Here is a 12,373-nt window from a genome sequence, read left to right as displayed (position 1 = left end):
CGCCGCGGCCGCACCGAGCAGCGCCGCGCCCCCGCGAACCCCGCCCGTCAGGGGGCCGGCCGGGGCCGCCGCGGGTCGTAGAGGAAGGATTCGCCGCCCGGAGAGGGGTCCAGTGCTCGGCCGACGAGGACGACGGCGGCTTGGCGGAGGTCGGCGGCCTCCACGGTGTCGGCGATGCCGGCGACGGTGCCGCGGAGGACCGACTCGTCGGGCTGGCTCGCGCGGTAGACGACGGCGACCGGGCAGTCGGCGCCGTAGTGCGGTTCGACTTCGGCCATGAGGGCGCGGATACGGCGGATGGCGAGGTGGAGGACGAGGGTGGCGCGGGTCGCGGCGAACGCGTGCAGGGACTCGGTCTCGGGCATGGCGGTCGACCGGGCGCGGGTGCGCGTGAGGACCACCGACTGGGCGAGCAGCGGCACCGTCAGCTCCCGCCCGACCAGCGCCGATGCGGCCGCGTAGGCCGGAACGCCCGGGGTGACGTCCCACGGGACACCGTGCGCGTCGAGGCGGCGGGTCTGCTCAGCCAGTGCCGAGTAGAGCGAGGGGTCGCCCGAGGTGAGGCGGACCGTGTCGCGGCCGGCGCGGTGCGCGGCGGTGAGGCGGCCGGTGATCTGGTCCAGGTCGAGGCCCTGGGTGTCGACCAGCTCCGCCGTAGGCGCGCAGTGGCTCAGCACCTCCGGGTCGAGGTAGGTGCCCGGGTAGAGGACCGTGCCGGCCGCCGCGAGCATGCGCACGGCGCGGACCGTCAGCAGGTCGGCGGCGCCCGGCCCGGCGCCCACGAAGTGCACCGTCATGGCCGCACCCACCGCGGGGTCCAGACGCGGCCGGACCCGGTGGCGCGGGTCTGCGCGGCACCGACGATGAGCAGGCAGCGCATGTCGATCGACTCCGGGTCGAGTTCGTCCAGCGTGGTGACCTCCAGCGACTCGCCGTCGCGGCCGATGTCGCGGCCCACCACGACCGGCGTTTCCGGCTTGCGGTGCTCCAGCAGCACCGCGCGGGTGCGGACGATCTGCTCGCGGCGCGAGCGGGAGGCCGGGTTGTAGAGGGCGACCGCCAAATCCGCCTCGGCGACGGCGCGCAGCCGCCGCTCCACCGTCTCCCAGGGCTTGAGCCGGTCGGAGAGGCTGAGCACGGCGAAGTCCCCGCCGACGGGGGCGCCGGCGCGCGCCGCGACGGCCTGCACCGCGCTCACCCCGGGCAGCACGCGCACCGCAACGCTGGCGAACCGCGGGTCCTCGGCGGCTTCGAACACGGCCGTGGCCATGCCGAACACGCCGGCGTCGCCGCCGGAGACCACCGCGGTGCGGGCGCCGCCGCGCGCCAGTTCCAGGGCGTGCCGGGCGCGGTCGAGTTCGACGGTGTTGCCGGTCGCGTGCCGGGTGAGGCCGGGCCGCTGCGGGACGCGGTCGACGTAGGGGCCGTAGCCGACGACGTGCTCGACGCCGGCCAGCGCCGCCTCGGCTTCGGGCGTGCGCCACCGGTCGGGGCCGGGGCCGAGACCGATCACCAGCAGCTCCGCGGCCTCCGCCGCCCCGGTTGCGCGCTCCGCCGCGGCCGGGCCCACGGCACCGTCGCGCGAACGGGCGCCGTTGCGGCTGTCGCCGGGCACGAGGATGACGGAGAAGTAGGGGACGGTGGCCGGGTCGACCTCGCGGACCGGCAGGCGCCGCTCGGTGCCCATCGACGCGCGCTCCACGTAGACGGCGTGCTCCAGCCGCCCCGCCGCTTCCAGGGCGCGGCACACCGCGGGGAAGGTGCGGCCGAGCTTCATGATCACGGCCGCGTCGGTGCCGGCGAGGCGCCGGGCCAGCTCGGGCTCGGGCAGGGTTCCGGGCAGGACGGTGAGGACGTCGGTCTGGCGTGCCAGCGGGGCCGCGGACGCAGCGCTGGCGGCGGTGAACGCGGCGATGCCGGGCACGATCTCGGCCGGATAGCGGCCGGCGAGCCGGTCGTGCATGTACATGTAGGAGCCGTAGAAGAGCGGGTCGCCCTCGGCGAGGAGGACGACATCGCGGCCGGCGTCGAGGTGGGCGGCGAGGCGCGCGGCGGACTCGGCGTAGAAGTCGGCCATCGCGCCGGCGTAGCCGCCGGGGTGGTCGGTGGTGCCGGTGGTCACCGGGTAGGTGAGCTGCTCTTCGACCGCGGTGGCCGGGATGAGGTCTGACGCGGTGCGGCGCGCGTTGGAGTCCTTGCCGGCGCCGGCGTGGTAGGCGATGACGTCGGCGGCGGCGATGAGCCGCGCGGCCTTCAGGGTGATGAGCTCGGGGTCGCCGGGGCCGACGCCGACGCCGTAGAGGCGGCCGGTCACTCCTCCTCCTTCGCGAGCGCATTGAGGGCCGACGAGGTCATGGCGGAGCCGCCGCGGCGGCCGAGGGCCACCACGTAGGGGATGTCGATGCCGTACTCCTCGGCGAATCCGGTCAGGGCCTGCTTGGATTCGGCGGCGCCGATGAAGCCGACCGGGCAGCCGATGACCGCAGCGGGGCGCGGCGCTCCGTCGGCGAGCATCTCCAGCAGGTGGAACAGCGCGGTGGGCGCGTTGCCGATGGCCACGACGGCGCCCTCCAGCAGCGGCTCCCACAGCGAGACGGCCGCGGCGGTGCGGGTGGTGCCCCACGCGCGGGCGAGGGCGGGAACGCGCTCGTCGTGCAGGAGGCAGTGGACGCCGTTGCCGGCGGGGAGGCGGTCGGCGGTGACGCCGGTGGCGACCATGGTGGCGTCGCACAGGATGGGCGCGCCGGAGCGCAGGGCGGTGCGGGCCGCCGCGACGAGGCGGGGGTGGATCACCAGGTCATCGGCGAGGTCGACCTGGCCGGTGCCGTGGATCATGCGGACGGCCATCCGCTCGGCGTCCGCGGGCAGGTGCCCGAGGCGCGCCTCGCTGCGGATCGTCGCGAACGAGTCCGCGTAGATCGCCGGGCCGCTGTCGACGTAGGCGTACCGCCGCCGCGGCCGCCGCACCTCCCCCGCACGGGCATTCGCCTCAGGACCTGTCACCGCACACCTCCGCCAACGTCGACAATCCAACCGCCGCCTGCTTCGGCACCAGAGTGCACGAAGCGCCCGTTTCCCCGCTGCGGCCCTGCACAGGCCTGTGGATAACCGGGGACCGCCCCCCCGCCCGCGGGACCGATGCGGATCCGGGTCCGGCCGCGCGCCGCAACGGCCGCAGGCGCCTCCCCCGCGCCCGCTCCGGGGCTGGGCCCGCGGCCGCCGGGCCGCGGCGGCTCCGAACGCCGCCGGGGAGGAACTGCGCGGAGCAGCTGCGCTCCCCTACCCTGTGGACGGGCGGGCGCGGCCGCTGCGGCGAACCGAGCCGGGCGGCGCGCAGCGGTGCGGGCGGCGGCGGACCGGGCTCCGGCACGGGCCGCGGCGGAGGTCTGACCGAAAGGGCAGCGGCTCACCGCGGGCCTCCCGGAATGAAGATGCCGCGCCAGGGGGTGACGACGACGGACGCGGCACCGGCACCGGCAGCTTCGGCGGCGACGGATTCGGCGCCGGCGCGGGTGAGCCCGCCGTCGGGCACCGCGACGTGGCGCCCGCCGCCGGGCACGGGGCCGAACGGCAGCGGCGGCGCCGCCTCGGGCAGGCGCGGATCCGGGGCTGCCGGCGCTGCCAGGTGTGTGGCCAGCTCCGCGGCATGCCAGGCGGCGCCGGCGCCGGTGCCGCGCTGCTCCAGGAACACGTCGACGAGCCGCACCAGCTCGCCGGGCGCATCCGCGAGCGGCACGACCGGGCCGTAGCCGTCGCCGACGCGCAGCTGTGCGGTGTCTCCGTCGAGTGCCGCGAGGCCGAGGTCGCAGGGGCGGTCCAGCAGGTCGCCGCGGCCGTCGTCGAGCACGAAGAGGAACCGGCCGGGCAGCTGCGCGCGGTGCGGCGCTCCGCAGAGCAGGGCGTCCAGCTGCGCGGCGGCGGCGCGGAGGTCGGCGCGTCCGCCGCTGAAGCCGCTGAGCGGGGAGGACATGATGTTGCGGACCAGCTCGTGGGAGCGGGACGGCAGCAGGCCGGTGGCTTCGATCGCCCGCAGTGCGCCGGCGGCCACGGCCGCGCCCGGCCCGTCTCCCGCGGGGAGTCCGCGCACCTGGAGGTTGGCGCGAAGCGTGAGGTGGATGCGCCCCGACCCGTGGGTTTCGGCCACCTGGGCGAGCGCCCGGAGGGACGCGACCGGGAGGCGCCCGCCGACCAGCCGCAGCCGGACCAGGAGGCCGTCATCGGCGGCCCACGGGCGCAGCGCCCCGGGGCAGCGGTCGGGCCGGGTGCGCTGCGCGGCCGCTGAAACCGGTCCGCCTTCGGCCGCTGCGGCCGGGGCAGCGCTCCTCGGCGCGCCGGAGTGCGGCTCAGGCGCCGGTTCCGCTGCGGAATCAGCGCAGGCATCCCTCGCAGGCATGCGCATCCTTCGCGATCAGGGGCCCGTACGCGGGGCCCGCGGGTGGTCGCGGCGGCGGGTGCCGCCGGCGCCAGAGGTCTTCGGACTCGGGTTCGTCCGGATCGAGCGCCTTCCCGGAGCTCCGCTCCAGTGGCCGCCCGGGGTCACCCCGCGGGCCTGCTCGTCCGTCCCCCTCACCGCTGCGCGTCAGTCCCGGAATCGCACCGGGTTCCCTCGCCCCTCCGCCGGAGGGGCTCATCTGGCAGGACGAGGCTACCTCGCCCGCTTTGGCGGCCGATGTCCGACCTCGGCATGCCGCCGCCCCGGCGAGGTCAGCCCATCGTCCGCCCCTTGGTGGCGTCGCGCCGCATGAGCCAGAGGAAGAACGGCGCGCCGCACAGGGCAGTGAGGATGCCGACGGGGATCTCCTCCGGCGCGGCAACCATCCGCGCGGCGAGGTCGGCGATGATCATGAAGGGGGCGCCGAGCAGCACCGCGACCGGCAGCATGCGCCGGTGGTCGGAGCCGACGAGGAGCCGCGCGATGTGCGGCATCATCAGCCCGACGAACCCGATCGGACCGCACACCGCCACGAGCACACCGGTGACCAGGGACGTCGTCACGAACATCAGGGCGCGGAACCGCTGCACCGGAAGGCCCATCCCGACGGCGATCTCCTCGCCGAGCTGCAGGACGTTGAGCGCGGGGACCGCTGCCGCCACCCCGAGCAGGGCCAGTCCGACCGCGGCCGCGGCGAGCGGCAGCGTCGCCCACGACGTCCCGGCCAGGCCGCCCATCGTCCACCGCTGCACCTGGGCGGAGATGTGCGGGTTGCCGGAGGCCAGGATCGCCAGGCTGGCCGCCGCTTGGCAGACCTGGCCCACCACCACACCCGCCAGGATCAGCCGCATCACCGACATGCGCCCTTGCGTGCGCGCCAGCACGGACACGGCGAAGAGCGTCGCCAGCGCGCCGAGGAACGCCGCGAACGGCAGGGTCAGCGCACCGAAGACGCTGATGCCGGTGACGACCACGGCGACCGCTCCCAGGGTCGCGCCCGAGGAGATGCCGAGCAGCAGCGGGTCGGCGAGCGGGTTGCGGACCAGCGTCTGCAGCACGCCGCCGACCGCGGCCAGCCCCGCTCCCACCAGCGCCGCGAGCAGCACCCGCGGCGCGCGGGCCTTGAGGACGATGGCCTCGTGCGCCGCCGGCCAGTCGGGGGTGACGAGGCCCGGCGCGGCCTGGTGGGCGGCGATGCGCCAGGTGTCGGCGAAGGACACGTCGACCGAGCCCGCGATCACGCCGAACGTGGCCGTGACCGGGAGCGCCGCGAGCAGTACCGGCAGGAGGAGCCCGAGGGGGACGCGGCCGCGCGCCGCGGCACCGCTCCGGCGCGCGGGCGGACCGCCGCGCGGCGCGGGGCCCGCTCCCCTTCGGGCGGTCGCGGTCAGAACGCCTCCGGGTGGAGCTGCTCCGCGACGTCCTCGACGGCGCCGCCGACCCGGTTGCCGACGACGGCCGAGGTCAGCGGCAGTACGGCGAAGCGCTCTTCCTGGACGGCCTCCAGGCCGGACAGCAGCGGATCGTTCTTCACCGCCTCCTGCTTCTCCGCCAGGGGCGTACCGCCGTAGTCGTAGAAGAGGACCGCGTCCGGCTCGCGCTCGGCGGCCTGCTCCACGGAGACGTCGCCGAACACGTCGTCGAGATCGGCGAAGACGTTGCGGCCGCCGGCCGCGGTGACGATCTCGTCGCCGATGCCCGCGCCGCCGGAGGTGAAGATGGTGCCGTCGAGGCTGTCCACGACCAGGACGTCGACCGGCTCGGTGCCTTCCAGGGACTGCTCGACACCGGCGATCTGCTCGTCGATTCCGGCGACGACGTCGTCGGCGCGGTCCTCGACGCCGAAGAGGGTGCCGACGTTGCGGATCTCGGTGGCGACGGTGTCCATGGTGACGTCGCCGGTGCACTGCTCGATGTTGGCGTAGGTGGTCATACCCGCCTCTTCTAGCTGCTCGCGGCCGCGCCCCTCGTTGGCGTCGAACGCGCTGCCGGCGTAGCCGCCGTAGACGAAGTCGGGCTCGGCGGCGAGGATCTCCTCGAACGAGGGGTACTGGTCGGCGAGGACCGGGATGTCCCCGTAGGCGTCCTCGTATTCGGGGAGGACGGCGTCGTCGAGGAAGGCGGTGCCGGCCATCCGGTCCTCCAGCCCGAGGGCGAGCATGACCTCGGTGGTGTGCTGGTTGAGGGTGACGGCCCGCTCCGGCGGCGCGTCGACGGTGACCTCGTTCCCGCACTCCTGCACGGTGACCGGGAAGCCGTCGGCTGCCGCGCTCTCGCCGGGGGCATCCCCTGCGCCGCAGCCGGCGAGGAACAGGGCGGCGCCGGCGGCAAGGGCGGGCGGGGCGAGGCGGCGGGGGGCGAGGCGGGCGGATCGGTGCACGTCTGGTCCTCTTCCGGGAGTCCGGACGCGGTGCTCCGAGGCGTCGCGCGGGATGCGGCCGGCTTCCCGGCACACCCCGGGCCCACCCGGGGTCCGCGCCCCTGGTCGACGATCGCGACGGGTCAGTCTCCTGACTCCCGGATCACCGCCTCGTCCGGCCTTCCCGCGCTCCGCGCAGTGGCCTCCGTCGGACTCGGCTCCCCGGTCACAGTGGCGGGACCGTGCCGGATTCACACCGGCTTCCTGGCTCCCGTCGCTCCCTCACCCTAGACGCGGCAAACCAGCCCAGACCGGTCGGGGCGCGGAGAACCCCGCCAGGCCCGCGGTCCAATGGCCGGGGAGCCCTGGTGCGGGTTCCACCCGATACGGCTCGTTCCCCACCGGAGCAGCCGGCCCGAACCGAACCCCCCCCCGGTGCCGTTTTCCGGGAATGACCGCCCACTCCAGGCGGAGCCGCCGGTCATTCCTTGTTTTCCAGGGATTCCAATGCCGCAATTGCTTGAATGGACGTTCGAGACATGTGGCGATCATTCTTGTGTGGCGATCGCCCCATCGGGGCACTGTGGTTGTACACCCGCGACGCTGTCCGCAAGGAGACCCCCGATGAACAGGCCCTGGGAGATCGATCCCACCGCCGCATTCCAGCGGCGATTGGGGAAATCCGCACTCGAACTCGGCGAGAGCAGGACCACGCCGGACTGCCCCGATCTGTGGGAGTTGAGCAATGGCGATGTGGCCGTGGTGGGCCGCGACGCGACCGATCTCTACGCCCACCGCCTCCCCGAAGGATTGAGTGTCGGCACAGACGAGCGCCTCGTCGTGATACCCGGCGCTATGCTCCGCGCCGCGAAGAAGGACATCCCGGATGCATGACCGCTTCGCCTCCCTCTCCGGCCGGACTCTGGACCGGCCGGAGTACCACGCTGACCTGGCGCGGGAATTCGCCGCGCACTCCGGAACCCTCTGGAAGCTGGAGCGCGCCCAGCACTTCTCCGAGGTCGGCGATCCCGCGTGGGATGCCTTCCTGGCGGGCGACTGGGAACGGGTGCTCGCGCTGTTCGAGCTGGATCGGGAGCCAGCGGCGCAGGAGGTCGCCGCCGAAGCGGAGCGCGGAGCCGAGCTGCGGCGCCTGCGCCTCGTGGAGCACCCACCGAGCCCCTACCTCCGCTGGGAGATGCACAGCCTCCGGGTCTTCTCCGAGAGCGGGCGCCACATCAGGGTTCTCGACGCGGCGAAGGCCGCCGGCCACGAGACGGGCGGCCCCCTGCCCGAACTCCTGATCCTCGGCGCAACCCTGCTCTACAACGTCCGCTATACGGAAGACATGGAACCCATCGGCGCCGTCCGCATTGACGACCCCGCGGCGGTTCACGACATGGAAGTCCTGGTCGCCGGCCTCTACGACCGGGCCGAGCCCGTCCAGGAGTACTTTGCGCGAGAAATCGCCCCCCTGGGCCCACCGGACCCGCCTCAGTGACTCGACTCCCCCGCTCCAGCACCGCCGCCCGATCCGTCCGCTCCGCGTACCAGTCCGACACGGGAGCACTGCGGCGGTCCATGATCGCTGCGCTCAGCACCGTGGTGATCGCGGCGGCAGCACTGGTGGTGGCGTCACCCCTTGGGCTTTCTGTATTCCGCGGTTCTGATGGGGAATGGCAGCGTCTCAGCGCAATTGGGCAGACGTACGGGGCCATTTCTGCACTGATCGCCGCAATCGCCCTCGCCGGAGTGATCGCCACCCTGGTTCTGCAGTCCCGAGAGAATCGGCGCGCCGTCCAGGAATCACGCCGCCAGGCGATGAGCGACCTGCTGATGATGGCGATGGACGATCCCGACCTGGACGAATGCTGGGGCCCGGTCCCCACCGCTGAAGACGCGAAGACGCGGCGCCAGCAGCTCTACGTCAACATGATCGTCACTCAGTGGGGCGTCTCCTACGAAACCGGCGCCATGCCGGAGAAGCGGCTCCGTGCGGTGGCACGGGAGATGTTCTCCGCCCCTCCGGGCCGCGCCTACTGGGAAGCGGCGCGGGAGCAGCGCCTCGCGGTCGTCACCGAGGGCCGCCTGGGACGCTTCAACCGCATCCTGGACGAGGAGTTCCACCGGACCCCGCCGCTTCGTCCGGCAGCGCCGGTGACGCGGCACCCTCGGCTCCCGCACGCCGTCGGCATCGCCGGGCTTGCCGTGGGGGCCGCTGCCGCGGCCGGGTACATCGTCCAGCGCGCGGTGCGGCGGCGCCCCCTGTCGTGAACGCTCCAGGGGGACGGTGAAGCCGCAGCCCCGGGCACTCGGCTGAATCCCCGGGGCTGCGGCGGCGCCCGCAGCCCCGGGCACACCGGCTCAGCGCTGCCGCTGCCCAGCCACGCCGCGATCCGGTGCACAGCCGGCTGGCGGGACCCGGTGCGCCGCTCGCTTCGCCCGCGCCCGCCGCGGGTCCGGCGCCCTCCCTGCTCAGAGAGCCCTCGACGGCGTCCGACGCACCGCCGTGCCGGACGGCAGCACCCCCGCACGGTTGACAAGAACTCGCCCTTCGGTATCTACTTTCCTATTAGAAAGTAGTTGCGAACGGACAGGAGCTCACCATGGACCCCGACGCCACTCCGCTCGACCAGGCCGCCGAAGCCCGCCGCGCACTCGCCGCACGCAATGCCCCGCCCGCATCCTTCTGGGTCACCCAGGGGATCGGCGGCGTCCTCGCTGCCGGCCTGCCCATCTGGATGTCGCTGCTGGGCGTTGAAGGGAACTACCTCCCGTGGGTTCTCGCCGCGGTGGCTCTGCTGGCAACGGCCTCCGCCTGGTTCCAGCGCCGGCGCTCCGGGGTGTCCCTGCCGCGCCACGCCATGGCCTACCCCAGCGCCCGCCGCCTGCATGTGGCCGTCCTGATCGCCACGCTCCTCGGCCTGATCGCCATCTTCACGCTGGTGGACCGCGGACAGGAGGGCACAGCGCTGATCGTCCTGGCGCCCGTCGCGCTGGCCTCTCTGGCAGGGAACCTGTGGATGTACGCGGCCATGCGCCGCGATATCGAGGCCGGCCGGGTGCGGGTGTGACCGCCAACGACCAGGGCACGTCCGAGCGGCATCCGGAACTGGAGACCGGTCCGCGACTGGCGATCTGCGCCCTCCTGCAAGGCGCCAAGTGGGTGGAGTTCTCCGCCGTGCGCGACATGATCGGGATCAGCGACCCGATGGTCTCCAAACACAGCCGGACCCTGGAAACCGCCGGCTACCTCGAAGTCCGCAAGGGAGCCGTCGGCCGCCGCCCCAAAACCTGGTTCCGGCTGACCCCGCAGGGACGCACCGCCCTGACCAGCCACCTGGCCTGGCTCAACAGCCTCGGCCCACCCGACGACGAAGACCCCTGAGTGCGACCGATCGCCCCCTCCGTACCCGGCGGGGGCGTCGCCACGTCCGCATCCGGACTCCCGGCCGCCGCAACGCGGCGGAACCCGCGGCGGTGACGTCCCGTCCCACCTTCACTTCGGAGAGTGGAGGTTCGGGTGGGCATCCCGCTGAGAAACAGCGTTCGATCGACGGCGGCGCTGACCGCAGTGACCCTCGGCACCGCTGGATGCGGGCTGCTGCCGGGCCAGGGAGGCGGCGGTTCACCAGAGGAGGGCGGCGGGGCGACTGCCTCACCGGAGGCTGGAGCGTCGAACGACGACGCCGACCCAGTACGGCTCCTTCTACATCCCCGCCCCGCAGCCCGACACCGACACCCTCGACTTCATCGCCCCCGGCTACGGCACCGTCCCCGACGTCCCGATCGAGGACTGAGACGGAAGCGGCCCCGCCCGGTACCGGAGTACGGGCGGGGCCGATCAGCATGCTCAGCGAGTGGCGGTCAGGTGGGGGAACCGCCGTCCATGGCGCGCAGGCGCAGGGCGCGCCAGGCGGTGACCCAGCGGCTCACCTCCTCGACGCCTCCGCCGCAGGCAGAGATGAACGCCGCCAGGACGGTCTGCTTGGGGAGTGTGCCGGCGTGCAGCGCGTCCTGGAAGGTCGACCGCGGCACTAGGCCCCCGCTGTACTTCTCCAGGTCACGGACGCTCGGGTCCCCGGCCCATGCGCGGAAGCGCCGCATCGCCGCAACGAATTCCGCCGGGGTGTCCGCGGCTAAGGGGTCCGGCTTGAGGGTGCCATGGCCATCGAGGTCCGCCACGAGCGGCGGCCGGAACTCGGAAACGGGGTCCGGGGGGAGCGGAATCTGCGGTTCGGTCCGTCTCGTCGGCCGATCAACGGGTCGCTGCCGGGGGATCAGGCGCGTCCACGCGTAGACCTCTCCCCCCTCGGTCGTCCGCACAGCACGGGGCAGTGCCGCGGGGTCCGGGCGGAAGTGGTCCCGGTAGTAGCGGAGGGAGGGATCGGGCACCGCGGGCGGATCCGAGGCCGCCGAGTGCTCGGGCCCGGTCACGCCGCCTCCCCGCTGGGCACCAGGCGGAGCGCAAGCTCGGCGGCGATGCCCAGTGAGGCCGCACCGAGGAGAACCGCCGTGCCGATCGCGGATCCGGCTGCCGTGAAGCCCGCTGCCACAAGCACCACCAGCACGACGACCACGACCCGCCCGAGGGAGCGCAGGTCTCCGATCATGATCATTTCTTGTTTCCTCCGCCTCATCGTCGTCGACTCAGGACCTCCGCCACGCGCGCGATCTGGAGGAGCAGCTCACACGCGCTTCGGCGGACAGTGAGACATCACACTATCATCACAAAATCATCACACTGCAATCACGAGATAAGGCATCGGGGGTATTTCGCGCACGCGTCCGAATTGAGCGCGCATCGCACGGACTTCCCCACCTGCAATTTCCTGCGCACGTGTACTCCGCGCAATTTGTGGCGATGTCTGCCACTGCCGCGCCGGGCCCGACCGCCACCGTCCGGGCGCGTGCGGGAACTGCCGGAACGGACCGCGGGCATCCGGAAAGGGTCCCGTCTTTGCTCCGGGCCTCCTCACCCTCCACCGGAACGCACCTGCAATCCGCGCCGGCGAGCGCGGCCATAGCCTTGGCCTCTTGGCCGTGAATCGGATCAGCGGAGGGGGAGAGCGTGGAAGCGAACGACCTTGGGTTTCTGCGGCGGTGTGTGGAGTTGGCCGAGCAGGCGCTGGACGGGGGGAACGGGCCCTTCGGGTCGGTACTGGTGTCGGACGGGGAGGTGCTGTTCGAGGGGCACAACGAGGAGGCCGGGGGTGACGCGACGCAGCACCCGGAGTTTGCGATCGCGCGGTGGGCCGGGGAGAACATGGAGCCGGATGAGCGGGCGGCGGCGACCGTCTACACCTCTGGCGAGCACTGCCCAATGTGCTCGGCCGCGCACGGGTGGGTCGGCCTGGGGCGGATCGTGTACGCGTCGTCGACGGAGCAGCTGACGTCGTGGCTCAGCGAGCTGGGCGTCGCCCCCGGGCCGGTCCGCCCGCTTCCGATCGGCGAGGTCGCCCCGGGCGTGCCGGTCGACGGGCCTGCACCGGAGCTGGCCGAGCAGATCCGCGCGCTGCACGTCCGCGCCCATTCCTGACGCGCGACAACCGAAGCGGTTCCGGTCGCAGCGCGAAAGCGGTGCG

General features: G+C 73.5%; 14 protein-coding genes and 2 riboswitches. Of the genes, 6 read left to right on the top strand and 8 right to left on the bottom strand.

Features of this window, described 5'->3' with window-relative positions:
• Positions 1 to 47 precede the first annotated feature (47 nt).
• The 6 genes from ACYVGT_RS06350 to ACYVGT_RS06325 form a co-directional block, all read right to left on the bottom strand.
• Positions 48 to 797 (bottom strand): cobalt-precorrin-4/precorrin-4 C(11)-methyltransferase, encoded by a 750-nt coding sequence (locus tag ACYVGT_RS06350; RefSeq protein ID WP_460855473.1) that lies wholly within the window; start codon positions 795 to 797, stop codon positions 48 to 50.
• On the bottom strand, positions 794 to 2,314 hold the full coding sequence (locus ACYVGT_RS06345; protein WP_460855472.1) for a precorrin-2 C(20)-methyltransferase: 1,521 nt from the start codon (positions 2,312 to 2,314) through the stop codon (positions 794 to 796). Before ACYVGT_RS06345 ends, ACYVGT_RS06350 begins: the two co-directional genes overlap by 4 nt.
• Entirely contained in the window at positions 2,311 to 2,967 is a 657-nt protein-coding gene (locus tag ACYVGT_RS06340; protein WP_460855543.1) for a precorrin-8X methylmutase, read from the bottom strand. Before ACYVGT_RS06340 ends, ACYVGT_RS06345 begins: the two co-directional genes overlap by 4 nt.
• Positions 2,968 to 3,406: 439 nt before the next feature.
• A complete protein-coding gene (locus ACYVGT_RS06335) occupies positions 3,407 to 4,393 on the bottom strand; it encodes a nitrite reductase (protein WP_460855471.1) in 987 nt (328 codons plus the stop codon).
• Positions 4,394 to 4,467: 74 nt separating this feature from the next.
• A riboswitch (cobalamin riboswitch) is annotated at positions 4,468 to 4,607 on the bottom strand.
• Between the two features lie 97 nt (positions 4,608 to 4,704).
• Positions 4,705 to 5,709 carry a FecCD family ABC transporter permease gene (locus ACYVGT_RS06330; protein WP_460855542.1) on the bottom strand — a complete coding sequence of 335 codons (1,005 nt, stop codon included), beginning with the start codon at positions 5,707 to 5,709 and terminating at the stop codon, positions 4,705 to 4,707.
• A 110-nt stretch (positions 5,710 to 5,819) separates the two neighbouring features.
• Positions 5,820 to 6,812 carry an ABC transporter substrate-binding protein gene (locus tag ACYVGT_RS06325; protein WP_460855470.1) on the bottom strand — a complete coding sequence of 331 codons (993 nt, stop codon included), beginning with the start codon at positions 6,810 to 6,812 and terminating at the stop codon, positions 5,820 to 5,822.
• A 103-nt stretch (positions 6,813 to 6,915) separates the two neighbouring features.
• A riboswitch (cobalamin riboswitch) is annotated at positions 6,916 to 7,112 on the bottom strand.
• Between the two features lie 303 nt (positions 7,113 to 7,415).
• On the opposite strand from ACYVGT_RS06325, the gene ACYVGT_RS06320 reads away from it, so the two are divergent.
• The 5 genes from ACYVGT_RS06320 to ACYVGT_RS06300 all read left to right on the top strand — a co-directional run bounded on the left by ACYVGT_RS06320 (position 7,416) and on the right by ACYVGT_RS06300 (position 10,176).
• A complete protein-coding gene (locus ACYVGT_RS06320; protein ID WP_460855469.1) occupies positions 7,416 to 7,685 on the top strand; it encodes a hypothetical protein in 270 nt (89 codons plus the stop codon).
• On the top strand, positions 7,678 to 8,289 hold the full coding sequence (locus ACYVGT_RS06315) for a DUF6879 family protein (RefSeq protein WP_460855468.1): 612 nt from the start codon (positions 7,678 to 7,680) through the stop codon (positions 8,287 to 8,289). Before ACYVGT_RS06320 ends, ACYVGT_RS06315 begins: the two co-directional genes overlap by 8 nt.
• Positions 8,290 to 8,369: 80 nt before the next feature.
• The gene (locus ACYVGT_RS06310) at positions 8,370 to 9,062 is read left to right on the top strand and encodes a DUF6082 family protein (protein ID WP_460855467.1); all 693 of its coding nucleotides are present in this window, start codon (positions 8,370 to 8,372) and stop codon (positions 9,060 to 9,062) included.
• A 332-nt stretch (positions 9,063 to 9,394) separates the two neighbouring features.
• Positions 9,395 to 9,862, top strand: coding sequence for a hypothetical protein (locus ACYVGT_RS06305; protein WP_460855466.1), 468 nt, complete (start codon positions 9,395 to 9,397; stop codon positions 9,860 to 9,862).
• A complete protein-coding gene (locus ACYVGT_RS06300) occupies positions 9,859 to 10,176 on the top strand; it encodes a winged helix-turn-helix domain-containing protein (RefSeq protein WP_460855465.1) in 318 nt (105 codons plus the stop codon). Before ACYVGT_RS06305 ends, ACYVGT_RS06300 begins: the two co-directional genes overlap by 4 nt.
• 479 nt (positions 10,177 to 10,655) lie before the next feature.
• Here ACYVGT_RS06300 and ACYVGT_RS06295 read toward each other — a convergent pair whose 3' ends face one another.
• Both ACYVGT_RS06295 and ACYVGT_RS06290 read right to left on the bottom strand, forming a co-directional pair.
• A complete protein-coding gene (locus ACYVGT_RS06295) occupies positions 10,656 to 10,973 on the bottom strand; it encodes a hypothetical protein (RefSeq protein ID WP_460855464.1) in 318 nt (105 codons plus the stop codon).
• A gap of 248 nt (positions 10,974 to 11,221) precedes the next feature.
• On the bottom strand, positions 11,222 to 11,407 hold the full coding sequence (locus ACYVGT_RS06290; protein WP_460855463.1) for a hypothetical protein: 186 nt from the start codon (positions 11,405 to 11,407) through the stop codon (positions 11,222 to 11,224).
• Between the two features lie 452 nt (positions 11,408 to 11,859).
• Here ACYVGT_RS06290 and ACYVGT_RS06285 point away from each other — a divergent pair, with 452 nt between their 5' ends.
• Entirely contained in the window at positions 11,860 to 12,327 is a 468-nt protein-coding gene (locus ACYVGT_RS06285) for a nucleoside deaminase (protein WP_460855462.1), read from the top strand.
• The last annotated feature ends 46 nt before the right edge of the window (positions 12,328 to 12,373 follow it).

The sequence above is a fragment of the Nocardiopsis coralliicola genome (assembly GCF_054779695.1).
The sequence above is the reverse complement of the archived record's forward strand: the minus strand, read 5'-3'. Positions and strand labels throughout refer to the sequence as shown.